Source organism: Bacillus sp. SIMBA_154, from assembly GCF_046536015.1.
GTDB lineage: Bacteria > Bacillota > Bacilli > Bacillales > Bacillaceae > Bacillus > Bacillus pumilus_P.
Genome location: NZ_JAWJBV010000001.1, coordinates 210,192 through 236,190 on the forward strand (window position 1 = coordinate 210,192; position 25,999 = coordinate 236,190).

A 25,999-nucleotide genomic window follows, 5' to 3' on the forward strand; every position below is an offset into this window, starting at 1 on the left:
GGAAGAAAAAGATGAGCCTTAGTATTGATTTTCAAGTAAAAGAGAGCGTACTTTGCATTCGGTTGACAGGAGAGCTCGATCATCACTCCGCAGAAACATTGAGACAAAAGGTGACGAATTATTTGGAAACAGAGGACATTCGCCACATCGTGCTGAATTTGGCTGATTTATCGTTTATGGACAGCTCTGGACTCGGGGTGATTTTAGGGAGATATAAAGAAATCAAGCAGCTTGGCGGTGAAATGGTCGTCTGCGCGATTTCGCCAGCGGTGAACCGTTTATTTGATATGTCTGGCTTATTTAAAATTATCCGTATGGAGCCTTCAGAGCAAACAGCTTTGCAAACATTGGGGGTGGCATCATGACAAATGAAATGAACCTGACCTTCTCTGCATTGAGTCAAAATGAATCTTTCGCAAGGGTAACAGTCGCGGCGTTCATCGCCCAGCTTGATCCAACATTAGATGAATTAACAGAAATCAAAACCGTTGTATCAGAGGCCGTGACAAACTCCATTATCCACGGCTATGATGGGAATCGAGATGGCAAGGTGCATATTCATGTCACACTAGATGACCATGTCGTTTACCTCACCATCCGTGACGAAGGCATGGGAATTACAGATCTTCAAGAAGCAAGACAGCCGCTTTTTACAACAAAACCAGACTTAGAACGCTCTGGAATGGGCTTTACCATCATGGAGAATTTTATGGATGATGTCATGGTGGACTCATCACCAGAAATGGGCACGACGATCCGTTTAACAAAGCATCTATCAAAAAGCAAAGCGCTTTGTAATTAAGGAGCTGCTCGTATGGATGTGGAGGTAAAAAAGCAAGCAAAAAAAGCACAGCTGTCAAATGATGAAGTCAAAGAGCTCATCAAAAAAAGCCAAGACGGAGATCAGCAAGCAAGAGACCTCCTCGTAGAAAAAAACATGCGTCTTGTTTGGTCCGTTGTTCAGCGCTTTTTAAATAGAGGATATGAACCAGATGATCTATTTCAGATTGGCTGCATTGGACTGCTAAAATCTGTTGATAAATTTGATTTGTCCTATGATGTGAAGTTTTCGACCTATGCCGTTCCCATGATCATTGGTGAAATTCAGCGCTTCATCCGCGATGATGGAACAGTCAAAGTCAGCCGGTCATTAAAGGAACTTGGAAATAAAATTCGGCGGGCAAAAGATGAATTGTCTAAGTCTCATGGAAGAATGCCGACCGTACAGGAAATTGCTGAATATCTTGACATCACACCAGAGGATGTCGTTCTCGCCCAAGAAGCGGTCCGCTCACCGTCATCGATTCATGAAACCGTGTATGAAAATGACGGAGACCCTATTACATTGCTGGATCAAATTGCCGATCATTCAGAAGAAAGATGGTTTGATAAAATCGCGCTAAAAGAAGCGATCAAGGAATTAGAAGAACGGGAGAAACTGATTGTGTACTTAAGGTATTATAAAGACCAAACACAATCTGAGGTAGCAGAGAGGCTGGGTATTTCACAAGTACAAGTCTCACGGCTTGAAAAGAAAATCTTAAAGCAAATTCAAATGCAAATGGATCAAAAAGACAGCTAGCCAATTCGGCTGGCTTTTTTTGTGTGGTAATTACCGGTAAATCAAGTTCTGTCAGTATGAGAACCATTTTTCACCACATACTATTTTTAACCCATCGTATAGGAAGTGACTTGGATGGACGGACAAATCTTTATTCGGCTGCGCCATCGGATCAAGACCGGTATTGATCAGCTCATTTATTTAGAGGATATCGCCCAAATCACTGGTCATGAGTTGACTGTGCAAAAGCTTAGCAAAATGCCGATGTATCATGTCAGCAAAAAGGATCGTCACATTGTGGTTTTAGATATCATGCATGTGGTCAAAACGATCAAAAAAACGTGGCCAGACATCGACATTCAAACCGTCGGAGGCTCTGAGGCGATTGTTGAAATTGATACAGGCAAACGCCAGCTTTCTCCCGTTTTATTTGTGTTTGTATGGCTCCTATTATTTGTCGGAGCGGCTCTTGCCATCATGAATTTCCACGAGGATGTCAGTATGCGGCTTGTTCATATTCGCCTATATGAAATGATCACAGGAAAAACGGTTGAGCATCCTTATTTATTACAAATTCCATATAGCTTTGGACTCGGTTTGGGCATGATTTTATTTTTCAATCATGTATTTAAAAAGCGTTTAAATGAAGAACCAAGTCCGCTCGAAGTGGAAATGTTTAAATACCAGCTCGATCTCGATCATTATGTCGCACTTAAAGAAAATAAAGAAACATTGAAAGATATCCATGATCGGTAAGTGGCTTTTTGTCGTGCTCGTTGGACTTGGCGGCGGTTTAACGGTCGGAGCAGGATTTGTGGCATTTCTAACAGTGCTTGGCATCATCCCTCGATTAATGCAATTAACCAAAACGCAGCGCTTCATACAAGGATACGAGGCGGCTGTCATCAGTGGAGCGGTCGTTGGAGGATGGGCCACCTTAAGTCAAATGCATTTGCATTTATCCAAATGGCTGGCGCTGCCGATTGGTCTTTTATCCGGCATCTTCTACGGTATGCTTGCAGCCGCATTGACTGAGGTATTAAATGTCCTTCCTATATTAACGAAAAGAATTGGAATGGACGGGAAAATTGTTTTGCTGCTCATGGCCATCGTCTTAGGAAAGGTATTTGGTTCATTATTTCATTGGCTTATTTATATTTAAAAAAATTTGGAGGGAACAACACGTGTCGAGTTTAAAAGAGAACTATCCATCTAAGGTGAAAACGTATCAGCCCAAACCTCCTTATGTACTCAACTGCATCAAGGCTTTTCTTGTTGGCGGCTTGATCTGCGCCATAGGCGAAGGGCTGCAAAACTTCTATATTCACTTTTTTGATTTTAATGAAAAGACAGCGGGGAATCCAACAGTGGCGACCCTCATTTTAATTTCTTCTATTTTAACTGGTATCGGTATTTACGATAAAATTGGCCAGTTTGCTGGAGCGGGATCCGCTGTCCCGGTGACAGGGTTTGCAAACAGCATGACAAGTGCTGCTCTTGAGCATAGAAGTGAAGGGCTTGTGTTAGGTGTAGCCACGAACATGTTTAAGCTTGCTGGGAACGTCATTGTTTTTGGTGTCGTCTCGGCTTATGTCGTAGGGATCATTCGATACATCTTGGAAAAGGTGTTTTCGTAGGAGGAATGAAACGTGAAACTAACAGGTAAACAATCTTGGGTATTCGAGCATAAGCTTTATGTCAATGCAGAAGGAACAGCTGCAGGACCGAAAGAAAAAGACGGCCCAATCGGTCATCTAATTGATAAAACATACGACGAAATGCATTGTGATCAAAAGAACTGGGAAATGGCTGAAAGGCAGCTCATGGATGATGCGATATCAACCGCTTTATCAAAAGCAAATTTGCAAAAAAGCGATGTTGATCTTTTGCTGGCAGGAGACTTACTGAATCAGAACGTCACAGCAAACTATGTGGCAAGAGAACTTAAAATTCCGTTTCTTTGCTTATTTGGAGCATGCTCCACATCAATGGAATCGGTCGCCATTGCTTCGGCATTAGTAGATGGTGGTTTTGCAAAAAGAGCCATTGCTGCGACAAGCAGTCATAATGCGACGGCAGAACGCCAATTTCGTAATCCGACAGAATACGGCGGGCAAAAACCAGATACAGCGACAAGTACAGTGACTGGGAGCGGGGCCGTTATTATCAGCCAAGAGCCCTCCCAAATTCAAATTACAAGCGCAACTGTGGGACGAGTCATGGATCTTGGGATTACAGACCCATTTGACATGGGATCGGCAATGGCACCGGCAGCAGCAGATACCATTAAGCAGCACTTAGAAGATCTAGGGAGAACGGTTGACGATTACGATCTTATTTTAACAGGTGATCTATCTGGCATTGGCTCACCGATCTTAAAGGATCTGCTCAAAGAAGACGGCATTCAGCTCGGCCGAAAGCACGATGATTGCGGATTAATCATCTACACACCCGATCAAAATGTGTTCGCTGGAGGCAGCGGCTGTGCGTGTTCAGCTGTTGTGACATTTAGTCACATCTTTCAAGAAATGAAGGCAGGGAATTTGCAAAGAGTATTTGTTGTCGCAACCGGGGCACTTCTCAGCCCGACGATGGTCCAGCAAAAAGAGACCATTCCCACCATTGCGCATGGTGTCGTATTTGAGCGTGCGGGAGGAGAAAGCTAATGGAATATCTGATCGCTTTTGTTGCAGGCGGACTTATTTGTGTCATCGGCCAGCTTTTATTGGACGTACTCAAACTCACGCCTGCACATGTCATGACCATCTTTGTTGTGGCAGGAACCATATTAGACGGGTTCGGAATTTATGATAAATTTATTGAATTTGCAGGTGCAGGTGCAACCGTACCTATCGTTAGCTTTGGTCATAGTTTGCTTCATGGGGCAATGCACCAGGCAGATGTACATGGATTCATCGGAATCGGGATCGGTATTTTTGAATTAACCTCTGCTGGAATATCAGCTGCGATTTTATTCTCATTTATTATCGCACTTATCTTTAAACCGAAAGGATAACCTCATATGGGGCAAAGACGTAAAGTCATTTTAGTGACAGACGGAGATATATATGCTGCCAAAACGATTGAGCTTGTCGCCAAAAAAGTCGGCGGACGAAGTATTTCTAGCTCAAAAGGGAATCCGAGCAAACGGACAGGACCTGAACTTGTCCAGATGATTTTAAAGACGCCGTATGATCCAGTGTTTGTCATGTTTGATGATTCTGGTTTGACGGGTGAAGGAACAGGGGAGACGGCGATGAAGCATGTGGCGTGTCACCCTGAAATTGAAGTGATTGGAGCCATTGCAGTTGCATCTAAGACGCATCAAGCCGAATGGACCAAGGTGCATGTCTCCATTGACCGGGAAGGTGAACTAACAGAATACGGTGTCGACAAACACGGACTTCCAGAAATGGAGCCACATAAAATGAGCGGGGATACGGTGTATTGTCTCGACTCACTCCATCTTCCGTTTGTTGTCGGGATTGGGGATATTGGCAAAATGGGACGGAAAGATGATCTGAGCAAAGGATCTCCAATCACGATGAAAGCAGTTGAGTTAATATTAGAAAGGAGTGGTTTCCATGAAGAAAGACAAGGTAAACGTGTACCGAGACCCAAAGAAAAATGAAGATTACTTCAAGGATAATGTCGGGATGGGTCTCAGCTTCGACCTTGGCGTTCGGAAAATCTATATACATGATCAGGAAATCCAACTTTACTATGTAAACGGATTGTGTGATACGCAGTATGTCATCTATTTATTAAAAGAACTGATTGAAATCAATGACAGCGAACCTGAATCAGATGACCTCGCTCGTGTGGTCGAGAACCGCCTTGTCAATCAGCAGGTCTCAAAAGTTGAAACGCTGGATGAAGCAGTAGATCAAGTGCTGTCGGGACTTGTGGCAGTCGTTGTAGAAGGTGAAAACTACGCATTTATCATTGATGTCAGGAGCTATCCTGGAAGAATGCCAGAGGAGCCGGATACAGAAAAGGTTGTCAGAGGAGCAAGAGACGGGTTTGTCGAAAACATTATTGTGAATACAGCGCTCATTCGTAGAAGAGTGCGAGATGAAAAGCTGCGATACAAAATGCTCAAAGTAGGCGAACGTTCAAAAGCAGATGTATGTGTTTGCTACATTGAAGATATTGCGGATCCAGATCTTGTGGATATCATTGAAAAAGAAGTGTCAGGTATCAAAGTCGATGGGCTGACGATGTCTGATAAAACGATTGAAGAATTTATTATTAAACAAGGGTATAATCCCTTTCCGCTTGTAAGATACACCGAGCGCCCAGATGTAGCTGCTAACCATATATTAGAAGGGCATGTCATCATCATTACCGATACATCGCCTAGTGTCATCATTACTCCAACCACAATTTTTCATCACGTTCAGCATGCAGAAGAATACCGCCAGGCACCGGCAGTAGGCACGTTTCTAAGATGGGTACGCTTTTTAGGCATATTATGTTCTACCTTTTTATTGCCAATTTGGTTTCTGTTTATCCTAGAACCAAATCTCCTGCCCGACAATTTAAGCTATATTGGGTTTAACAAGCCTTCACATATCCCTGTTATTCTCCAAGTATTTCTTGCTGATTTTGGGGTGGAGTTCTTAAGAATGGCAGCAATTCATACGCCCACTGCACTGTCGACCGCCATGGGGCTGATTGCGGCCGTTTTAATTGGACAAATTGCCATCGATGTCGGTTTATTTACACCGGAGGTCATTTTATACGTCTCACTAGCAGCCATCGGCACATTTACAACACCGAGCTATGAACTGAGTGTCGCCAATAAGATCGTGCGACTCATCATATTAGCACTAGTGGCGATCTTTAAGCTGAATGGACTCATCATTGGTTTTACCTTGTTACTCATTTATTTAACATCCATTCGTTCATTGCAGACGCCTTATATGTGGCCGTTCATTCCTTTTAATGGAAAGGCTTTGTGGCAAGTGCTGATTCGGACGTCTGTTCCGGGCTCAAAAGTAAGGCCAAGCATCGTACACCCTCAAAACAGATCAAAAATTCCGCCAAATTCTTAGCGCTCATTGAAAGTGGCTGAAGATTGTGATATTGTATTTTTAACTTTGAGAAACGGCAAAAGGCAGCTCACGTAGCTGTCTTTTTTCAGCCGAGGCGGAGAAAGAGGGAATGACATTGTATTTACACGGCACTTGCAGACAAAATGAACTCGGTCATTTAGAAATTGGTGGTGTTGATGCCGTTTCTTTAGCTGAAACGTATGGGACACCACTTTATGTATATGATGTGGCTTTAATACGGGAGCGCGCAAAAAGCTTTCAAAAAGCGTTTATAGAAGAAGAATTAACGGCGCAGGTAGCATATGCGAGTAAAGCATTTTCCTCTATTGCCATGTTTCAGCTTGCCAAAGAAGAAGGATTATCTCTTGATGTCGTATCTGGCGGAGAGCTGCATACAGCCATTTGCGCCGGATTTCCAGTAGATAAAATTCATTTCCATGGCAACAACAAAAGCAGAGAAGAATTAAAGATGGCATTAGAGTATGGGATCGGCTGTATTGTAGTTGATAATTTCTATGAAATGAAACTCATTGAACAGCTTGGTCAAGAGCTGTCAAAAAAGGTGAAAGTGCTGCTCCGTATCACGCCAGGTGTCGAAGCGCATACTCATGATTACATTACGACAGGCCAAGAGGATTCAAAGTTTGGCTTTGATCTTCATAATGGACAAGCAGACGAAGCGGTGAAACAAGTGATTGGGTCAGAAGTGATCGAGCTTTTAGGTGTCCATTGCCATATCGGTTCACAAATCTTTGATACGGCTGGTTTTGTCCTTGCAGCAGATAAAATCTTTATGAAGCTGGATGAATGGAGAGAATCCTTTGGCTTTATCTCCACAGTGTTAAACTTAGGCGGAGGCTTTGGGATCCGATATACAGCTGAGGATGAACCACTTCCTCCGACAGAATACGTTGAAAAAATTATCCAAGCTGTCAAAGCGAACGTAGCCCGCTATGAGTTCGTTATGCCGGAAATTTGGATTGAGCCTGGCCGCTCTCTTGTTGGAGATGCAGGGACGACTCTTTATACGATCGGCTCATCAAAACATGTACCTGGAATTCGTGATTATGTAGCCATAGACGGCGGAATGAGTGACAACATTCGCCCAGCTTTATATCAAGCGAAATATGAAGCAGCGAGTGCCAACAAAATGAGCCAAACGCATGATCGAACGGTTTCAATTGCAGGGAAATGCTGTGAAAGCGGAGATATGCTCATTTGGGATATCGACCTGCCAGAGTTATCACAAGGAGATTTATTAGCTGTCTTTTGTACAGGAGCATATGGCTACAGTATGTCAAACAACTATAACCGTATCCCGCGCCCGGCTGTTGTGTTTGTAGAAGATGGGGAAGCGCAGCTTGTAGTTGAGCGTGAAACATATGAGGACATTGTCAAACTGGATTTACCCTATCAATCAAAAGTGAAGTCATCTACTTAAAAACGCTGCCTGATGATCAGGCAGCGTTTTTTATGAAATTTATTTTCCGCCAGTGAATACAGACACAATCGCGTTCCAAATGGAGACAAAGAAATCCCAAATCTTTTGTAGAAGGTTTTTACCTTCATCTGATTCTATGAATTTCGTAATCTTGTCTTTTGCTTTATCGATTTGAGACCCTACTTGGTTCCAATCGATATTGATGTTTTTCATTTTATCAAAGAGGGAGACTAGCTGATCCTTTTGCTCTTGCGTCAGATTTAAGTTCAAATCGGAAGCGGCTTGATCCACTTTTTCTTCCACTTCTTTTGTTGTTTTAGGGACACCGTTTTTCGCAATGTCATCTTTGATTTTTGCAATAAGAGCAGAAGCATTGTCTTTTCCGATGGAGTCACCCAATTTAGATGTTGTCACCAGCTCTTCGTTTGCGACCTGCTTCACATCTTCTGGAATGGCTTTGTCGCTTGACACTTCATAGGCTTTTAATAAACCCGTCAGCGCTGCTGTACCAGATACTTCAAACGGGGCAGTCACGACCACCTTCGCATCCTTGACACCTGCTGTCATTAAAGCATTTAAATACATCTCATCTGTAATCGTCTTAATGTTATGTGTATCCACAGTCAGACCAGTACCTGATTTTTCTATGGTGATGGATGAAGATGATAATGCTCTAGTCCCAATTTGAGAACGAGGGATGTACTTTCCTAAATATTCGTGCTCTTCTTTATTGGTTACTTCAATTTTTGTCGCATTTTCAGGTGGATTCAACTCGTCAAGCACCTTCTGGCGATCAGCCGGTGTTAAGTCTTGCCCGAGTGTGACGATGACATCGCCTACAGCTGCATCCGCTAAGCTGACTTTTGGCGCACCAATCAGTAAAAGGAGCGCTGCCATCATACCAAGCATCGTTTTTTTAAACATGTTGACCTCCTTCAAGTCGAGAGCGTTCCTCTTTCTAGAGAAACTCATCTTTTGAGTACACGTGTGAAGCGTACTCCAACATATAGACGTAACAAATCAGCCTGACGTTTCAATTTTCTTTTGAAGTTGTTTTGATCAGTCTAACTTCATGTACTTAGGAGAAAAGGATCAGGCTCTTCTATTTTAACAATGATGAGATGGGAGGTAAATAACATTCAAAAAGCAGGGGATGTTTAACATCACTGAAAATGTGCTATAATGAGCGTTGTTTAACCTGAAAGGAGAATGTGAAAAATGGCGAAAAAAGGATACATACAATTAACGAATGGAAAGAAAATTGAGTTTGAACTTTACCCAGAGGCTGCTCCAGGTACAGTAGCAAACTTTGAAAAACTAGCAAATGAGGGCTTCTACGATGGATTGAAATTCCACCGCGTGATCCCTGGCTTCGTCAGCCAAGGCGGCGACCCAAACGGTAATGGAACTGGAGGCCCTGGTTACACAATTAAATGTGAAACAGAAGGAAACCCTCATCAACACGAAAGAGGTTCATTATCAATGGCGCATGCTGGTAAAGACACGGGCGGCAGCCAATTTTTTATCGTACATGATCCGCAGCCGCATTTAAATGGCGTGCACACTGTTTTTGGTAAGGTAACATCTGGTATCGAGGCTGTTCTTGATATGGAGCAAGGCCAAGGTATGGAAAAAGTCGAAGTTGTAGATGCTTAATCCAAAACACCGCTTAATCGCGGTGTTTTTTGATTTATATCTTCATTTTAAAAGCGTATTTTGATCAATTTTTTTCAAAATGCGCTTTTTCTTTTTGAACAACCATGCACAGAACCTGTTTTTGTGATACGATAACAGAACAAACATTCGCACTTATGATTGTCAACCATACAGATGAAACACGAGTGACATCTGCAAATCATGAAAGCGTGTGGTCATGCTGAAAGAAAGCAGGAGATACTTTGAAACCATTAACAAAAGAAGAAAAAAATCAAATGATGATTGACATTCAGCGTTACTTTGCCGAAGAACGAGAAGAAGAGATTGGTGAATTAGCTGCCATCAATATACTAGAATTTATCACAAAAAATCTTGGAAGCTACTATTATAATCAAGGGGTTCGTGACAGTCGCAACATCGCTGTTCAGCGATCACAATTGTTAGAGGAAGACCTATTCGCACTCGAAAAAAGAGTCTAATCAAAAAGCCTACATTCTTTTGGTGTGTGTTTTACTAATGATAAAAAGGAAAGATACCCCCTTAATAAAGAACGCATATTCGTATCATATGTAATGATTAATAGGTGGAAACCAAAGGTCCGTCTCAATCGTTATATAAGTAACCATTAATGAAAAATTGCTCTTTTGGTTTTATTTCATCATGATAAGGAATAAAACATACAAAAAGGCGAAGTGCAGATGATGGAGGTTCTAAATATGGGGAAAATTAAATTAAAAATTGCGATCTTATTTGTTTTACTGCTTTGTTTAGGCGCAGGTTATTTATACATGAATGGCATGAAAATTGAAGATGTGCCAACAGCCATTGGCGAAAGCTTAACGAATAATGATAAAGATTACACAATCTATGAATATACCATTACGAAAATTGATGGAGATGAATATTACGGTCAAGCGAAAAACGGCACGAAAATCATTTTTAATGGAAAGAAATTTGAAGATGATGTCGCTGATTTGAAGAAAGGTGATCGTATCAAAGCCTACTTTAGTAATGAAAAAAGAATAGATGGTCTTATAAAAGTAGTAAAAGTCGTTAATTAACATGTCTCCTTTCCTATAAGGAGGCTTTTTTTATAAAATAAGTAGGGAAATCTTGATTGTTGCATTTGTCAAAAAGGATCGCTATAATAGCCCCTAAGGACAGCTGAATATCGATTGTATCCTTCGGGGCAGGGTGAAAATCCCGACCGACGGTAATAAAGCAAATGCTTTACAGCCCGTGACCCGTTAATTTATTAACGGTTGATTCAGTGAAAAGCTGAAGCCGACAGTGAAAGTCTGGATGGGAGAAGGATAAAGAAAGCTATGAACGAAAAATATTTGTTGATCATAGTTTTATTTCTAATGCAAAAAAACCAAAGCCCCGGAATTTTTTCCGGGGCTTTCTGTATGTACATGAGTATAGACGGCATGCAGTGCTTATTAGGTGATCCCTCATTTACCTTGTATGGACCATAAAAAGCGACGAAGGTGTTCAATCGATCACATGTCCCTAACATCGCTTTTTGATAAAGTGAGAAATACAAATGAAAGAGAAAGGGAGGATCACATGTTTACGGGAATTATTGAAGAAGTTGGCTCAGTCCAGTCATTAAGCAAAAAGTCAGCAGATGCCATGGAAATTGTCATAAAGTGCAGCCGTGTGCTAGAAGATGTTCATCTTGGAGATAGTATCGCGATCAATGGCGTATGTCTCACAGTCACAAGCTTTACAAAAGAACAGTTCACGGCAGATGTGATGCCTGAGACGGTGAAAGCCACATCACTGGATCACCTTACGTCAGGCAGTCCAGTCAATTTAGAGCGAGCGATGCCCTCGAATGGACGATTTGGCGGCCATTTTGTATCAGGCCACGTCGATGGGACGGCGATCATTACCCGAATAGAAAAGAAGAGTAATGCCATTTACTATGATTTAGAGATGGACAAGACCCTCACAGACATGCTCACCAAAAAGGGATCAATTGCGATAGATGGTGTCAGCTTGACCATTTTCGATTTGCGTGATGCACACGTCACAGTCTCTATTATTCCTCATACGCTTGAAGGAACTATTTTCCCGACTAAATCTATGGGGGATATAGTGAATATAGAGTGTGACATGATCGGTAAATATATTTATCGCTTTTTAACAAAGGAGCAAAACGGAAAGCAGCCATCCCGATTGACCCCATCATTTTTAAAAGAGCACGGATTCTAGGAGGCGATTGTATGTATCATTCAGTTGAGGAGGCAGTAAATGCCCTGAAACAAGGAGAAATCATTATCGTAGTAGATGATGAAGACAGAGAAAATGAAGGAGACTTTGTGGCACTTGCTGAGCATGCAACGCCGGAAGTCATTAACTTCATGGCTTTACATGGAAGAGGTCTCATTTGCACGCCGGTCCATGCGTCGATTGCCAAACACCTGGACCTGCATCCAATGGTAGAGCGAAATACGGATGCACACCATACAGCGTTTACAGTGAGCATCGACCATACGTCAACGACGACTGGTATTAGTGCCTTTGAGCGTTCAACAACCATTTTGGCCATGTTAAATAAAGACGCAAAACCAGAAGATTTTGCCCGCCCAGGTCATGTATTTCCGCTCATTGCAAAAGAGGGCGGCGTACTAGAAAGACCGGGTCATACAGAGGCGGCCGTTGATCTTGCTAAGCTTGCGGGTTCAGAGCCAGCGGGTGTCATATGTGAAATTATGAATGTAGATGGATCAATGGCGCGCGTCCCTGAACTGAAGGAGATTCAAAAAGAACATGATTTAAAGGTGCTTACAATAGAAGCATTGCAGACACATTTAAACAATAATCAAACAAAAACGATGGAAACAAAATAAAAATCACAAAAAAGGATGATGAACATATGAATACAATACAAGGGCATGTAGTAGCAGAAGGACTAAAATTTGCAATCGTAGTGGCAAGATTTAATGATTTTATTACAAGTAAGCTGCTAGATGGAGCAGAAGATACATTGCTTAGACACGGAGCAAACGGTGACGATATCGATGTTGTGTGGGTACCGGGCGCTTTTGAAATACCGTATATGGCAAAAAAACTAGCCGAAACAAAAAAATACGATGCGGTCATTACACTTGGAACAGTGATACGAGGCGCAACAACTCACTATGATTATGTTTGTAACGAAGCGGCCAAAGGAATTGCTCAAAGTGCCATCTCAACAGGGGTACCGATTATCTTTGGTGTACTGACAACAGAATCCATTGAACAAGCCATTGAAAGAGCCGGTACAAAAGCTGGAAATAAAGGCAGCGAATCGGCTGCAGCTGCCATTGAAATGGCCAACCTAAATCGAACGTTTCGTTAATTTAATGAAAAAGAGTTTAAAAACGGCATGAAAATGTTTATAATGTGTGATGAGCAAATGATTCATAAGACATTTGCTGGAAAATAGGACAATTTTAATATTGAGGGGTATATATGTTAATTCGTTACAAGAGGTCTTTTGAAAAAATTGCCATGGGACTTCTGTCCTTTATGCCGGGTGAGAAAGACGTCAAACAACTTCAGCAGACGATGAAGTCATATGAAATGGATGAAGATCGGCAGCTGTTCCTTTGGAAAGATGGCGAGGATATCGTAGGTGCCATTGGTGTGCTGAAAACAGACGACCAAGTGCAAATCGAGCATATTAGCGTCAATCCATCCCATCGTGATCAAGGAATCGGCAAGGAAATGATTTTAGCCGTGGAAGAGGTATTCAAAACCAAAACACTCATTCCAAATGAATTAACGCAAGGCTTCTTTCATAAGTGTCACAGTGAAACAAATTAAATATCACTCATGTAAAAGCAGAGGCTACAGTCCTCTGCTTTTTTTACGTTTGATCTGCTTTTCCCGTTCAAGCAATACATCTGTCCGGTCACGCAGTCTATGTTTTTCGATTAGAAACGTGTGGGATAAGTTACTTTCCTGTCCAAAGGTCAATCCTTCTTTTTGAGCCATTTCTCTGCATAAAGAAAGAAGTGCTTGATCTTTGATTGGAAGCATCACACTCTCGTAGGGCCTGTCTTCATCCATTTTCTTTTTCAGTGTCCTAAGAAGCAAAATAAACGCCTCATCATCAAGACCTAGGTTCGATAAAACTGGCCGATTTGCTTCTAACAAGTGAAGGCTGTTTGAAATAAGCCGTTTCGCTCCTTTTTCATTTCCCCGTCTTTGATGATACAAAGCAACAGCAAGCTGAATCAGGCCAACCCAATATTCTTTGCGCTGCTCCGGGGGATCTTCCTTCCAATATTCTTCAAGAATTTCATGACACTCAAAATAATCTCTTGTCGTATGAAATTCGTGTAAAAAAGCCACGTACGCTTCAGGATACACAGCGGTCATCTCCTTTTCCACTATCAGTCTAACACACCGAAAAGAAAAGAAGAAAGAACGTCCCTTAGTGAAAGGACGCTCTGTTTCTTTAATAAACCCAAGCCGCGCCAACGATGATCAGCAAGATGAAAAGCACGACAATAAGCGCGAATCCTCCGCCGAAGTTATAGCCATCTCCCATAATGATACGGCCTCCTTTTTTCATCAGTTCTGATTACAATGGTATTCTATGTATAAGTGCCCTCATTGGTATGGGCGATTCCACTGTTTTTCTTGTTTTGCCTAGGGCATCATGGTCGAAATTATATTGGACGAGAGCTTTATCCTGTCTTATACTAAAGGTTAGCCGGTGAAACGGTACTTAGAAGACAGTAGAAATGGTGAGAAAAGAATGCTGGAATATCAGGTGAAAATAGATTCGTTTGAGGGTCCATTGGACTTGCTTTTACATTTAATCAACCGTTTGGAAATTGATATTTATGATATTCCCGTCGCTAAAATTACGGAGCAGTATTTATTATATGTCCACACGATGAGGGAGCTTGAGCTCGACGTTGCGAGTGAATATTTGGTGATGGCTGCAACCCTCCTAAGTATTAAAAGCAGAATGCTTCTTCCGAAACAAGAGGAAGAGCTATTTGATGAAGACCTGCTCGAAGAGGAAGAGGATCCTCGAGAAGAGCTGATTGGCAAATTGATTGAATACCGAAAGTATAAAAATGCAGCGCAAGAACTAAAGGAGCGCGAAGAAGAAAGGCAAAATGCCTTTACAAAACCACCGAGTGATTTAAGTAAATTTGCAAAAGAAGCGGAAGCAAAGGACACAAACTTACATGTAACGGTGTATGATATGTTAGGTGCGTTTCAAAAGGTATTAAACCGAAAAAAAATAACGAAACCAGCTCCATCAAAAATCACAAGACAAGAAATTCCGATTGAAGACAAAATGAATGAGATTATGAACCATTTAAGAAAAACAAAAAAACGGACCAATTTCATGACTTTATTTCAACATGATCAAAAGGAACACCTTGTCGTGACGTTTCTTGCTGTTCTCGAATTGATGAAAAGTCATCACATCATGTTAGAGCAGGAAGGGAACTTTGAAGACATTTATATAATAGGGAGTGAAACGATTCATGACGCTTGATATCGTGAATTGGAAAGCCATCTTAGAAGCGCTGCTGTATGCAGCAGGTGACGAAGGCTTAACAAGAAAACAGCTCATGTCTGTTCTTGAAGTAGATGAGGCGGCATTACTCGATATGATGTCTGCCGTAAAGGAAGAATATCAAAAACAAGAACGTGGGATTGAGCTCATCGAATATGCAGATTCATATATGCTGCTGACTAAAAAAGAATACAGCATTTATTTAAAAAAATTAGTAGAGACACCTTCCAAAGGTTTGTCACAGGCAGCGCTGGAGGTGCTTGCCATTGTCTCTTATAAACAGCCGATCACGCGTAGTGAGGTAGAGGAGATCAGGGGAGTCAAATCAGAGCGGGTGCTTCATAGCCTAGTAGCCAAAGCGCTGCTCTGTGAAGTTGGACGTGCCGATGGCCCAGGACGAGCGATTCTTTATGGCACAACGCCTACCTTTTTAGAGCAATTTGGCTTAAAAGCCCTAGATGAATTACCACCGCTTCCAGAGAATGTTGAAGCAGATGGTGTGCAAGAAGAGGCGGATCTATTTTTTGAAAACTTCAATCAAACATTTGAAGAGATAAAATAGTTCAAAATAAGGAAAAATGTATGATAAAATATAAAAAGATTTTAGGTCTAAAATCTTTTAATGAAAGATAAAATGGTGACAAAGCCATGAGGGGAAGGTAAACACGAAACAAATGGCACATATGAATGTAAAGGCTCAAGTTGATCAAGCAGGCGTCTTTTTATTAAAGGTTGCAACTGAAGTGAATGGTTTTTTGAACGAAGCTACCTTGTCAAGCTTGAAACGATTAAACCCCGAAGCGGAAGCCTATTATTGTGACATATTGAGTACATTACGGAAGCTTGCAGTGTATAGCGAGGATGCAGCGGCAGTTTGCAAAAAAATCGGCCAGCAGCAGACATTCCCGCAGCAAGCGGCTCAGCAGACGCTTCACCGTATTTATCATCAATGTATTGAAGAATTTTTTACGCCGAAAAAGGATACATGGTATGAAGATAGCCGTTCGGCCTATACAGGGAAAAGCAGCATTGTTTTCCGCCATGAAGTATCGGCTGATGTAAAGCGATTATTTTCTTCATTAGAAAAAGACTTTTTAACAATGAGAGAAGAGCTAGAATATACGACATCTCATCAACAAATGAAAATGGTATAAGCAAGAATGAAAAGCGGCTCTAAATATAGAGGCGCTTCGATTGTTGACAGAGGGCTAAAATGATCTTTATTTTAGTCCTTTGTCTTCTTTTTTCAGCGTGATAGAAAACCTTTGAAGTCTAGGAAGGACGAGTACCGGAGCGGAGCGAATTTGACATTCGTGAGCACCGGCACGCAGGACTGACACCGAATGCGAGGGTTTGTCTACACGCTGAGAGTGGCTCTAAATATAGAGGCGCTTTTTTTTATGGACGAGGCATCATAACTTTTTCAGCCGCGCATACACTTGTACAAAACGGACAAGGACGTGAATGAACATGCCCTATTTAAAAATTGGAACAGCAGTCCTTCTTCTATTTACACTCTTACTGCCTTTTTCCTCAGCTGCTCAAGCAGACATATCGTTATCGGTGAGTGCAAGAAGCGCCATTTTAATAGATGGACAGTCAGGCAGAGTCCTATTTGGGAAGGACGAGCACGAAAAAAGGAGAATCGCCAGTATTACAAAAATTATGACGGCTGTATTAGCCATTGAATCAGGAAAAATGAAAGACACCGTCAAAATATCAAAACGGGCGATTCAAGCGGAGGGCTCATCGATTTATTTAAAGGAAGGGCAGAAGGTGAGCTTAGAAGACCTGACGTACGGGCTGATGCTGCGTTCTGGAAATGATGCAGCTGTTGCCATTGCTGAACATATTGGCGGCAGCTTAGAAGGCTTTATTTTTATGATGAACCAAAAGGCGTCTGAACTAGGAATGGAAAATACGAATTTTCAAAATCCACATGGGCTCGATGATCATAAAAACCATTATTCCTCAGCCTATGATATGGCGATTTTAACTAAATACGCTATGGAGCATAGACATTATCAAAAAATTGCCGGCACGACTTTCTATAAAGCGAAGACAATGGAAGGCTATTGGAAAAATAAAAACAAGCTGCTCACCGGTTTATATCAATATTCGACTGGAGGGAAAACGGGATATACGAAGCTTGCAAAACGCACGCTCGTCTCCACAGCTGCAAAAGGAGATGCTGCGTTAATTGCTGTGACCATTAATGCGCCGGATGACTGGAAAGATCATATCTCTATGTTTGAGTATGCATTTGATCACTATAAAACATATGTGCTTGCTGAAAAAGGAAGGCTTGCTTCGTTAAAAGGGACCTTTTACGAAAAAAAAGCGTTTATTCAGCGTGATGTGGACTATTTTTTAAATGAAGATGAGAAAAAATTAGTGGAGATTGAAACTGAAATGCTCACTCCCGAAAAGAAGTGGAAAAAAAACGCCGAAGCCATCCCAGATGTCGTAGGAAAAATGACGTTCTTATTAGATGGTCAGGTGATCGAGCAAGTACCGATTTTTTATGAAAATAAACGCAACCGAATGCCTCAAAAAAGCTTTCAAGAAATGTTTAAGTCTGTCTTTCAGACATCTATAGGCGGATCTTCATGGTCAATCTAATTTGGGTGTTTCTCACTGTCATCGGGCTTGTTTATGCGATGTTTAACGGAACGATGCAGGAAGTGAATGAAGCTGTATTTAAGGGATCAAAAGAAGCGGTCACCATTTCAATTGGTTTGATTAGTGTACTTGTTTTTTGGCTCGGACTGATGAAGATTGCAGAAGAAGCGGGGCTGTTAAACTTCCTTAGTAAATTGTGCCGCCCTTTTATTTCAAAGCTATTCCCAGATATTCCTCCTAATCATCCAGCAATGGGGTATATCCTGTCCAACCTCATGGCGAATTTCTTTGGTCTCGGGAATGCCGCTACACCGCTTGGCATTAAGGCGATGGAGCAGATGAAAACATTAAATGGCGGCAAAAATGAGGCGAGCCGATCTATGATTACATTTTTAGCTGTCAACACATCCTCTATTACACTTGTGCCAACAACCGTCATTGCCATTAGAATGACCTATGGCGCAGATCAGCCAACAGACATTGTTGGACCAACCATTTTGGCGACACTTATTTCAGGAATTGGTGCGATTATCATTGATCGCTATTTCCACTATCGCAGAAGCAGGCGGGGGTGATCTTGTGGCATTTATTAACTGGCTTTCACTTGCTTTGATTCCACTGATCATCGCAGGCATTTTGATTGCTGGAACCATCAAAAAAGTACCGACTTATGAAACATTTGTGGAAGGCGGTAAAGAAGGCATTCAGATTGCCTTTTCAATCATTCCATATTTAGTTGGTATGCTTGTAGCCATAACGATATTTCGTGCGTCAGGTGCACTTGACTTTGTCATGGGGTTATTAAAACCCATATTTACAGCGATTGGCTTTCCTACAGAGTTGGTGCCGCTTGCGTTTATTCGTCCGATATCAGGAACAGCTGCACTCGGCATGACATCAGACTTAATTGCGACATATGGTCCAGATTCTTTTATTGGCCAGCTCGCAGCTGTCATGCAAGGATCAACAGACACCACTCTTTACATTTTAACGGTCTATTTTGGAGCAGTCGGTATTAAAAAAATGGGGGATGCGCTGAAAGTAGGTCTGTTAGCAGATCTCATTGGTGTCATTGCATCTGTTATTATCGTCAGTTTGTTATTTAGCGGCGCCTAATCAGGCGCTTTTTTGTATTTAATGGATGGAAAACAGTTTTTTAGCTGAAATTAGACAGACGAAACGCTTATTTTTCGACGAATGCTTGTTTGTTTTAAGTCAAGCAAGTAAGATAGTACATGAGGTGAAAGACAAATGGAACGTTTACAGAAAGTAATTGCACATGCCGGCGTCGCTTCTAGGCGGAAGGCTGAAGAATTAATTAAAGAAGGACGAGTTACCGTTAATGGTCAAACAGTGACAGAGCTTGGAGTGAAAGTGGGCTCTTCAGATAAAATTGAAGTCAACGGATTAAAGCTAGAAAGAGAAGAACCGGTTTACTTTATGCTTTATAAACCGCGCGGCGTCATTTCAGCTGCCGAGGATGATAAAGGACGTAAAGTCGTCACAGACTTCTTTGATGATATCCCGCAGCGCCTTTATCCAATCGGCCGTTTAGATTATGATACGAGCGGTTTGATTTTGATTACAAATGATGGCGAATTTGCCCATACACTCATGCACCCGAAATATGAAATTGATAAAACGTATGCAGCGAAGCTAAAAGGCATCCCTTCAAAGGAATTGCTCAGAAAGCTCGAAAAAGGGATCATGCTAGATCATAAAAAGACAGCACGTGCTCGTGCCAAAATGCTTTCTATTGATAAACGAAAGCAAACATCTATTGTTCAATTAACCATTCATGAAGGTAGAAACAGACAGGTGCGCCGCATGTTTGAAGCGATTGGTCATGACGTTTTAAAGCTAAAAAGAGAGCAATATGCATTCCTTCATATTGAAGGCATGAGACCGGGAGAGCGCAGAGAATTAACTCCGCATGAAGTAAAACGCCTAAGAGCGATTGCTGATCACGGGAAAAGTGCTAACTAATTTTCACATAAACTTCAAAAAATGAAGAAGCATCAAAAGAAGGAGAATGCTATAATTTACCTGAATGTCTAGGGGGAAGGGGTACTTCAGATGAAGAAAAGACGATTTTTCATACGGACGGGCATTCTCCTCGTGATGCTTGTTGCACTATGTTATACAATGTATAACTCAGTATTTGCCAAACAGGATCGAGTCAAAGAAGGATCTATTGCACCTAACTTTGTCCTTCAATCTGTGGATGGGGAGCGGATTGAATTAAAGGACTTAAAAGGCAAAGGCGTCTTTCTTAATTTTTGGGGGACCTGGTGCGGTCCATGTAAACAAGAATTCCCTTATATGGCGAATCAATATGAAGTGTTCAAGGATCGCGGTGTGGAAATTGTTGCAGTGAATGTTGGGGAATCAAATATTGCCGTTAAGAATTTTATGGATGCTTATGGTGTAAATTTTCCGGTTGCCATGGACAAAGACCGTCAAGTCACAGAGGCATATGATATTACGCCGCTGCCAACCACATTTTTAATTAATCCTGAAGGCAAGGTAATCAAAGTCATAAAGGGAACCATGACAGAACGTAATGTCTATGAATATATGAATTTGATTAAACCAAAGGGGTCTTAGAATGAAAGAGATAAAGTGCGATTGTGGACATATTAATCCAATCGGTACTGTTCTATGTGAATCATGCGGGAATCCCATTGCGGCAATAGAGAAAAATTCTTCAAAGCTGCTAGATATGAGGTATGACGGCAGTGCGAGACGCTCGCAAACATACAACAAAACGATTGTTGATAAAGTGTGGAACTTTTTTTCTTCCGTTAAAGTAGGTGTGTGGCTGATTGTCATCACACTGTTAGCTTCCTCGCTTGGAACCATTTTTCCGCAGGAGCGATTTATTCCGCCAGGTGCATCAGCTTCCACCTATTATGAAGAGCAATATGGATCGTTTGGCAAGCTATATTACATACTTGGATTCCATGATCTTTATAATTCTTGGTGGTTCTTAGCCCTTGTAGCTTCTATTGGAATTTCCCTTGTGATTTGCAGTCTCGACCGGGTCATTCCTCTTTATCGGGCACTTAAAAATCAAGGTGTTGTCAAAAAAGAAAGCTTTATGAGAAGGCAGCGTCTATTCAGCGAAACAGACAAAACATTAGATCAGCATACATATGAAGGCATCGTTAGAGCGATGAAACAAAAGCGTTACCGCGTGCGAAAAGAAGATGGACATATTTTAGGTGAAAAAGGCCGCTTTTCACGCTGGGGACCTTACGTCAATCACATCGGATTAATTATCTTTCTCATTGGCTCGATGCTCCGGTTTGTCCCAGGCATGTATGTCGATGAAACGCTGTGGGTGAGAGAAGGCGAAACAGCACCGATCCCTGGCACGGATGGTCAATACTTCTTGAAAAATAATGCGTTTTCAATTGATCGTTATGAATCTGGAAATGAAAAAGAAGTGTTTGAAAATGCCATTGAAAAAGCTGGCGACGGTCAAGTGGTGAAAAGTTATAAAACCGATGCCATATTATACAAACGTGAAGGAGACGTTGTTTTTGGTGAAAAGCCCAAGCTCAAGCGGGTAACAGAACACGATATTAAAGTGAACGAACCGCTCAAGTTTGACAATTTCTCATTATATCAAGTGGATTTTAAACAAAATGAACTCGATCAAATGGTCTTTCAGCTGATTCGAAAAGATACAGAAAAATCTTTTGGAACAGTGAAGATTAATCTGCTGGAGCCTAAGTCAGAATATGATCTTGGTAGCGGTTACAAAGTCAAGGTGATGAGCTATTTGCCTGATTTTTATTTTGACGAAGATGGAACGCCAAGTACGAAAACAAGGAATCCGAATAATCCTGCTTTCGTGTTTGAAATGATTTCTCCTGAAAAACCTAAAGGTGAAAAAAGCTTTGTGGCCATTCAAGAGACAGTAGAGGGTTCTGATAACAATATATATAAGATGAAGTTTGATCGTGTTGAAACGAAAAACGTAACAGGATTGACGGTTAGAAAAGATTTAACTCTCGGGGTGCTTATCGTAGGCGGGATTATCTTCATGATTGGTGTCGTGCAGGGGATGTACTGGCAGCATAGAAGAATCTGGCTGTCGGCAAAGGATGGAAAAGTATTTGTGGCAGGACACACAAACAAAAACTGGTTCGGCTTAAAGTCCGATCTCAATGTGTTACTGAGTGGCAGTGGCATCAAGCAGCCAGTTGATCAAAAAGAACTGCCTGATACAACGAGTATCAGCAAAAGCAAGGGGGAAGGATTAGATGGCGGCAGTCAGTGAAAATCTGTTATTTGCAGCTTTTCTATTTTATTTAGCAGCAGTTCCTTTTTTTGGCGGTGCCATTAAAGGAAAAAAGAAAGAGGATGGACCGCGCAGGAATAAGTCGGCACTCATCGGCATTACGCTCACCATCATCGGTTTTTTGAGCCAATTTGGTTATTTTATTTCAAGATGGATGGCGTCTGGTCATGCACCAGTCAGTAATTTATTTGAATTCACAACGGCTTTTGGTATGATGCTGGTGCTTGCATTTATCATTTTATATTTTGTGTATCAAGTATCTGTACTTGGGTTATTCACACTTCCAATAGCCTTATTGATTATTGCCTATGCAAGCATGTTTCCATCAGATATTTCGCCGCTGATTCCTTCACTTCAAAGTAATTGGCTATACATTCACGTGACAACAGCAGCACTTGGGCAAGCCATTTTAGCGATCAGTTTTGTTGCAGGTGTCATCTTCCTTTTGAAGCATGTCGATCAAGCAAAGCCAGGGAAGAAGACGTTTGGTTTAGAGCTTGTCATGTTTATGATTGTGGTGACACTTTCGTTTATCGCTGTCACTTCAGTTTTTAGAATGACAGGATATGAAGCGAAGTTTAATTGGGTAGATAAAAATAAAGAAGAAAGTGTCATGGTTTATGAGATGCCAGCCTTAGTCGGGCCTCATAAAGGGGAACTTGTGACGCAAGATCGATTGGAGCCTTTCATTGATTTACCACCTGTTTTTTCAGGCAGAAAGGTCAATACAGTGTTATGGTCATTTGGCGTCGGGCTGATCATTTACGGACTGCTTAGATTGATCATTCGCAAGCGACTAAGTGCTCTGCTTCAGCCGCTCGTGAGACAGGTAAATCTCGATTTAGTCGATGAAATTGGGTACAGGGCTGTATCCATTGGCTTCCCTGTATTTGCGTTAGGTGGACTGATCTTTGCGATGATCTGGGCGCAAATTGCGTGGACAAGATTTTGGGGCTGGGACCCGAAGGAAGTATGGGCATTGATTACGTTTCTCTTTTATGCAGCCTATCTCCATCTTCGGTTATCGCGAGGCTGGCATGGTGAAAAGTCCGCTTGGCTTGCCGTGATCGGTTTTGCCATTATTATGTTTAATCTCATCTTTGTCAATCTTGTGATTGCGGGACTGCATTCTTACGCATAATCACAAGAAAAAGGCCAACCTTTATGATTCAATTCGGCTTTTTGTTAAAATGAATGTAACAACGGAGAAAGCAGGAGGATTGTCTAATGGAACACACAACTCAAACGAAAATATTAGTCGTAGATGATGAGGCAAGAATTCGCCGCCTTTTAAAAATGTATTTAGAACGTGAAAATTATGAAATCGATGAAGCGGAAAATGGGGACGAGGCGATTCAAAAAGGGCTTCAAACGGATTATGACCTCATTTTGCTTGATTTAATGATGCCTGGCACAGATGGGATTGAAGTATGTAATCAAATTCGAGATAAAAAAGCCACACCAATCATTATGCTGACGGCAAAAGGTGAGGAAGCGAACCGTGTCCAAGGATTTGAGGCAGGAACGGATGACTACATTGTAAAACCTTTCAGCCCGCGTGAAGTTGTTTTACGCGTGAAGGCATTGCTCAGAAGATCGTCTCAAACTTCTTATCTCAATACTGGGACCACAACAAAGGATGTGCTTGTGTTTTCTCATTTATCTATTGACCACGATGCACATAGAGTGACAGCTGATGGTAAAGAAGTAAGCCTCACGCCGAAGGAATATGAGCTTTTATACTTCCTCGCGAAAACCCCAGATAAGGTCTATGACAGGGAGAAGCTTTTAAAAGAAGTGTGGCAATATGAATTCTTTGGTGATCTGAGAACGGTAGATACCCACGTGAAACGACTTCGAGAAAAACTGAATAAAGTGTCCCCAGAAGCTGCGAAAAAAATCGTAACTGTATGGGGTGTCGGGTACAAATTTGAGGTCGGCGCTGAATGAAGCTTTGGAAAAGTGTCGTAGGAAAGCTATGGTTAACCATTCTCTTCCTCGTCCTGATTGTTTTATCTATTTTGACCGTGCTTCTTTTAGAATTTATTGAGAATTATCATGTGGAAGAAGCAAAGTCTGATTTAACACAAATGGCAAACAAAGTAGCGGTCATCTTAGAAAGACATGAGGATCAATCTCTTGCAAGGTCAATTACATCAGAGCTTGCTGATAAATTGACGAGTATTGCGATTATTCAAGAAGATGGTCTAGAATGGTATTCGTCTGAAAGAGGCGGAAAGCTTCCTGCGATAACAAAGGAACAAATTGAAGCGGACAAAGATTTGAACGAGGCACTCAAAGACAGAAAGAAAATCAGTAAACGTGCAGAACCTGATACAGGCAACCAGAAGGACGAACGAATTGTAGTAGGTGTTCCTTTTGAGGCAAACGGAAAAAAAGGCATGGTCTTTCTTTCTCAGTCACTCCTCGCTGTAGAACAAACAACCAAACATACGACGCGTTATATCTTCTTAGCTGCCGGAATTGCGATCGTTCTTACCACAATATTTGCTTTCTTCTTATCTACACGTGTCACCTACCCTCTGAGAAAGATGAGAGAAGGAGCGCAGGATTTAGCGAAAGGGAAATTCGATACAAAAATCCCTATTTTAACGCAAGACGAAATTGGCGAACTGGCTATCGCCTTTAATCAAATGGGGAAGCAGCTTAAATTTCATATTACAGCCTTAAATCAAGAAAAAGAACATTTGTCCAACATTCTAAGCAGTATGGCTGATGGCGTCATCACCATCAATATTGATGGAACGATCCTTATGACCAACCCTCCTGCAGAAAGATTCTTGCAGGCTTGGTATTACGAGCAAAATATGAAGATCAAAGATGGAGATGAACTGCCGCCAGAAGCACGAGAACTGTTTCATACAGCCGTCAGCACGGAAAAAGAGCAGATGATCGAAGTGTCGCTGCAAGGACGTACTTGGGTTCTTCTCATGTCTCCGCTTTATAATCAGCAGGATGTCAGGGGAGCAGTCGCGGTACTTCGCGATATGACAGAGGAACGAAGACTTGATAAGCTGAGAAAAGACTTCATTGCCAATGTTAGTCATGAACTTCGCACACCAATTGCTATGCTGCAAGGATATAGTGAGGCCATTGTAGATGACATTGCTGGATCAGAAGAGGAAAAGAAAGAAATTGCGCAAATTATCTATGACGAATCACTTCGAATGGGGCGTCTTGTGAATGACCTTCTAGATCTAGCACGGATGGAAGCTGGTCATATAACGCTTAATCTTGAATCAACAGATACAGAAGAGCTGATTGAGAAAATCTATCGTAAGTTTCTTGGTGTTGCGAAAGAAAAACAAATCAACCTCACGTATGAGATTCAAGTGGAAGAACCGCACTTTGTATTCGATCCAGATAAGATTGAGCAGGTTTTTACCAATCTCATTGATAACGCTATACGTCATACACCAGAGGGCGGAGAGGTTCATTTCTCAGTTCAATCGGTGGAGAACGGGCTGAAGATGGATGTAAAAGATTCGGGCAGCGGAATTCCAGAAGAGGATCTGCCATTTATTTTCGAACGGTTCTATAAAGCGGATAAAGCAAGAACAAGAGGACGTTCTGGTACTGGGCTTGGTCTTGCGATTGTGAAGAACATTGTAGAGGCACACCAAGGCTCCATTCATGCACACAGCAAAGCCGGTACAGGTACACACTTTACCTTCTATATCCCTAGAAAAAGGCAGGAACTCGTCTAATCTTGACGAAGATTCTTGTTACATGAGAAACACTTCTTTTCGAAAGAAAACGAAGTGTTTTTTTTGTTTTCATATTTTTAAGGAGAAGT

Annotated in this window: 33 protein-coding genes and 1 riboswitch; of the genes, 30 read left to right on the top strand and 3 right to left on the bottom strand. The window is 41.7% G+C overall.

What is annotated here, in order from left to right; all coding sequences use genetic code 11:
- Nucleotides 1-11 precede the first annotated feature (11 nt).
- The 11 genes from spoIIAA (at nt 12) to lysA (ending at nt 8,059) form a co-directional block, all read left to right on the top strand.
- Complete coding sequence (gene spoIIAA, locus R0K30_RS01190; protein WP_099726758.1) at nt 12-365, top strand: anti-sigma F factor antagonist; 354 nt, start codon at nt 12-14, stop codon at nt 363-365.
- Nucleotides 362-802, top strand: coding sequence for an anti-sigma F factor (spoIIAB, locus tag R0K30_RS01195; RefSeq protein ID WP_410608653.1), 441 nt, complete (start codon nt 362-364; stop codon nt 800-802). Before spoIIAA ends, spoIIAB begins: the two co-directional genes overlap by 4 nt.
- A gap of 12 nt (nt 803-814) precedes the next feature.
- Nucleotides 815-1,582 (top strand): RNA polymerase sporulation sigma factor SigF, encoded by a 768-nt coding sequence (gene sigF / locus R0K30_RS01200; RefSeq protein WP_230030350.1) that lies wholly within the window; start codon nt 815-817, stop codon nt 1,580-1,582.
- A 114-nt stretch (nt 1,583-1,696) separates the two neighbouring features.
- Nucleotides 1,697-2,317: a stage V sporulation protein AA gene (locus R0K30_RS01205; protein WP_099726761.1), complete on the top strand. Its 621-nt coding sequence runs from the start codon at nt 1,697-1,699 to the stop codon at nt 2,315-2,317.
- A complete protein-coding gene (locus R0K30_RS01210) occupies nt 2,307-2,723 on the top strand; it encodes a stage V sporulation protein AB (RefSeq protein ID WP_230030349.1) in 417 nt (138 codons plus the stop codon). Before R0K30_RS01205 ends, R0K30_RS01210 begins: the two co-directional genes overlap by 11 nt.
- Before the next feature lie 22 nt (nt 2,724-2,745).
- Nucleotides 2,746-3,198 (top strand): stage V sporulation protein AC, encoded by a 453-nt coding sequence (spoVAC, locus tag R0K30_RS01215; RefSeq protein WP_099726763.1) that lies wholly within the window; start codon nt 2,746-2,748, stop codon nt 3,196-3,198.
- Nucleotides 3,199-3,210: 12 nt separating this feature from the next.
- The gene (spoVAD, locus tag R0K30_RS01220) at nt 3,211-4,227 is read left to right on the top strand and encodes a stage V sporulation protein AD (RefSeq protein ID WP_249705697.1); all 1,017 of its coding nucleotides are present in this window, start codon (nt 3,211-3,213) and stop codon (nt 4,225-4,227) included.
- Nucleotides 4,227-4,577 carry a stage V sporulation protein AE gene (spoVAE, locus tag R0K30_RS01225; RefSeq protein ID WP_230030347.1) on the top strand — a complete coding sequence of 117 codons (351 nt, stop codon included), beginning with the start codon at nt 4,227-4,229 and terminating at the stop codon, nt 4,575-4,577. Before spoVAD ends, spoVAE begins: the two co-directional genes overlap by 1 nt.
- A 6-nt stretch (nt 4,578-4,583) precedes the next feature.
- Entirely contained in the window at nt 4,584-5,192 is a 609-nt protein-coding gene (gene spoVAEA / locus R0K30_RS01230; protein WP_410608657.1) for a stage V sporulation protein SpoVABEA, read from the top strand.
- Nucleotides 5,146-6,618, top strand: coding sequence for a spore germination protein (locus R0K30_RS01235; protein WP_268254708.1), 1,473 nt, complete (start codon nt 5,146-5,148; stop codon nt 6,616-6,618). Before spoVAEA ends, R0K30_RS01235 begins: the two co-directional genes overlap by 47 nt.
- Nucleotides 6,619-6,733: 115 nt before the next feature.
- Nucleotides 6,734-8,059, top strand: a complete 1,326-nt coding sequence (gene lysA / locus R0K30_RS01240; protein ID WP_230030544.1) for a diaminopimelate decarboxylase — start codon at nt 6,734-6,736, stop codon at nt 8,057-8,059.
- Nucleotides 8,060-8,098: 39 nt separating this feature from the next.
- On the opposite strand, the gene R0K30_RS01245 is transcribed toward lysA, so the two are convergent.
- A complete protein-coding gene (locus tag R0K30_RS01245; RefSeq protein ID WP_099726769.1) occupies nt 8,099-8,983 on the bottom strand; it encodes a DUF1002 domain-containing protein in 885 nt (294 codons plus the stop codon).
- Nucleotides 8,984-9,277: 294 nt separating this feature from the next.
- Here R0K30_RS01245 and R0K30_RS01250 point away from each other — a divergent pair, with 294 nt between their 5' ends.
- The 7 genes from R0K30_RS01250 to R0K30_RS01280 all read left to right on the top strand — a co-directional run bounded on the left by R0K30_RS01250 (nt 9,278) and on the right by R0K30_RS01280 (nt 13,531).
- On the top strand, nt 9,278-9,715 hold the full coding sequence (locus R0K30_RS01250) for a peptidylprolyl isomerase (protein ID WP_008359679.1): 438 nt from the start codon (nt 9,278-9,280) through the stop codon (nt 9,713-9,715).
- A 242-nt stretch (nt 9,716-9,957) separates the two neighbouring features.
- Entirely contained in the window at nt 9,958-10,194 is a 237-nt protein-coding gene (locus R0K30_RS01255) for a DUF2164 domain-containing protein (protein ID WP_099726770.1), read from the top strand.
- 237 nt (nt 10,195-10,431) lie between these two features.
- Nucleotides 10,432-10,776, top strand: a complete 345-nt coding sequence (locus R0K30_RS01260; protein ID WP_008344451.1) for a hypothetical protein — start codon at nt 10,432-10,434, stop codon at nt 10,774-10,776.
- A 115-nt stretch (nt 10,777-10,891) separates the two neighbouring features.
- A riboswitch (FMN riboswitch) is annotated at nt 10,892-11,033 on the top strand.
- A gap of 251 nt (nt 11,034-11,284) precedes the next feature.
- On the top strand, nt 11,285-11,935 hold the full coding sequence (gene ribE / locus R0K30_RS01265; RefSeq protein WP_230030345.1) for a riboflavin synthase: 651 nt from the start codon (nt 11,285-11,287) through the stop codon (nt 11,933-11,935).
- An 11-nt stretch (nt 11,936-11,946) separates the two neighbouring features.
- Nucleotides 11,947-12,573: a 3,4-dihydroxy-2-butanone-4-phosphate synthase gene (gene ribB, locus R0K30_RS01270; protein ID WP_099726771.1), complete on the top strand. Its 627-nt coding sequence runs from the start codon at nt 11,947-11,949 to the stop codon at nt 12,571-12,573.
- 26 nt (nt 12,574-12,599) lie between these two features.
- The gene (gene ribH / locus R0K30_RS01275; RefSeq protein ID WP_034318783.1) at nt 12,600-13,064 is read left to right on the top strand and encodes a 6,7-dimethyl-8-ribityllumazine synthase; all 465 of its coding nucleotides are present in this window, start codon (nt 12,600-12,602) and stop codon (nt 13,062-13,064) included.
- 113 nt (nt 13,065-13,177) lie between these two features.
- The gene (locus tag R0K30_RS01280; RefSeq protein ID WP_099726772.1) at nt 13,178-13,531 is read left to right on the top strand and encodes a GNAT family N-acetyltransferase; all 354 of its coding nucleotides are present in this window, start codon (nt 13,178-13,180) and stop codon (nt 13,529-13,531) included.
- Nucleotides 13,532-13,555: 24 nt separating this feature from the next.
- Here the strand turns inward: R0K30_RS01280 and R0K30_RS01285 are convergent, their stop codons facing one another.
- Together R0K30_RS01285 and R0K30_RS01290 are read right to left on the bottom strand one after the other, a co-directional pair.
- Complete coding sequence (locus R0K30_RS01285; protein WP_099726773.1) at nt 13,556-14,080, bottom strand: DUF309 domain-containing protein; 525 nt, start codon at nt 14,078-14,080, stop codon at nt 13,556-13,558.
- An 88-nt stretch (nt 14,081-14,168) separates the two neighbouring features.
- Nucleotides 14,169-14,261, bottom strand: a complete 93-nt coding sequence (locus tag R0K30_RS01290; protein WP_012010430.1) for a YjcZ family sporulation protein — start codon at nt 14,259-14,261, stop codon at nt 14,169-14,171.
- Between the two features lie 210 nt (nt 14,262-14,471).
- Here R0K30_RS01290 and R0K30_RS01295 point away from each other — a divergent pair, with 210 nt between their 5' ends.
- The 12 genes from R0K30_RS01295 to R0K30_RS01350 all read left to right on the top strand — a co-directional run bounded on the left by R0K30_RS01295 (nt 14,472) and on the right by R0K30_RS01350 (nt 25,910).
- Complete coding sequence (locus R0K30_RS01295) at nt 14,472-15,230, top strand: segregation/condensation protein A (RefSeq protein WP_410608664.1); 759 nt, start codon at nt 14,472-14,474, stop codon at nt 15,228-15,230.
- Complete coding sequence (scpB, locus tag R0K30_RS01300) at nt 15,220-15,813, top strand: SMC-Scp complex subunit ScpB (protein WP_099726775.1); 594 nt, start codon at nt 15,220-15,222, stop codon at nt 15,811-15,813. The genes R0K30_RS01295 and scpB overlap by 11 nt, the downstream gene beginning before the upstream one ends.
- 112 nt (nt 15,814-15,925) lie before the next feature.
- Nucleotides 15,926-16,405, top strand: coding sequence for a YpuI family protein (locus R0K30_RS01305; protein WP_099726776.1), 480 nt, complete (start codon nt 15,926-15,928; stop codon nt 16,403-16,405).
- Nucleotides 16,406-16,721: 316 nt separating this feature from the next.
- Entirely contained in the window at nt 16,722-17,873 is a 1,152-nt protein-coding gene (locus R0K30_RS01310) for a D-alanyl-D-alanine carboxypeptidase family protein (protein WP_249705726.1), read from the top strand.
- The gene (locus R0K30_RS01315) at nt 17,861-18,448 is read left to right on the top strand and encodes a nucleoside recognition domain-containing protein (protein WP_099726778.1); all 588 of its coding nucleotides are present in this window, start codon (nt 17,861-17,863) and stop codon (nt 18,446-18,448) included. Before R0K30_RS01310 ends, R0K30_RS01315 begins: the two co-directional genes overlap by 13 nt.
- A gap of 4 nt (nt 18,449-18,452) precedes the next feature.
- Nucleotides 18,453-18,989 (top strand): spore maturation protein, encoded by a 537-nt coding sequence (locus R0K30_RS01320; RefSeq protein ID WP_099726779.1) that lies wholly within the window; start codon nt 18,453-18,455, stop codon nt 18,987-18,989.
- 135 nt (nt 18,990-19,124) lie between these two features.
- Entirely contained in the window at nt 19,125-19,859 is a 735-nt protein-coding gene (gene rluB / locus R0K30_RS01325; protein WP_034318807.1) for a 23S rRNA pseudouridine(2605) synthase RluB, read from the top strand.
- Between the two features lie 90 nt (nt 19,860-19,949).
- Nucleotides 19,950-20,480, top strand: a complete 531-nt coding sequence (resA, locus tag R0K30_RS01330) for a thiol-disulfide oxidoreductase ResA (protein WP_099728829.1) — start codon at nt 19,950-19,952, stop codon at nt 20,478-20,480.
- 1 nt (nt 20,481) lies between these two features.
- A complete protein-coding gene (gene resB / locus R0K30_RS01335) occupies nt 20,482-22,161 on the top strand; it encodes a cytochrome c biogenesis protein ResB (RefSeq protein WP_410608668.1) in 1,680 nt (559 codons plus the stop codon).
- A complete protein-coding gene (ccsB, locus tag R0K30_RS01340; RefSeq protein ID WP_256498749.1) occupies nt 22,145-23,323 on the top strand; it encodes a c-type cytochrome biogenesis protein CcsB in 1,179 nt (392 codons plus the stop codon). Before resB ends, ccsB begins: the two co-directional genes overlap by 17 nt.
- Before the next feature lie 86 nt (nt 23,324-23,409).
- The gene (locus R0K30_RS01345; protein WP_003215596.1) at nt 23,410-24,132 is read left to right on the top strand and encodes a response regulator transcription factor; all 723 of its coding nucleotides are present in this window, start codon (nt 23,410-23,412) and stop codon (nt 24,130-24,132) included.
- Nucleotides 24,129-25,910, top strand: a complete 1,782-nt coding sequence (locus R0K30_RS01350; RefSeq protein WP_099728826.1) for an ATP-binding protein — start codon at nt 24,129-24,131, stop codon at nt 25,908-25,910. The genes R0K30_RS01345 and R0K30_RS01350 overlap by 4 nt, the downstream gene beginning before the upstream one ends.
- The last annotated feature ends 89 nt before the right edge of the window (nt 25,911-25,999 follow it).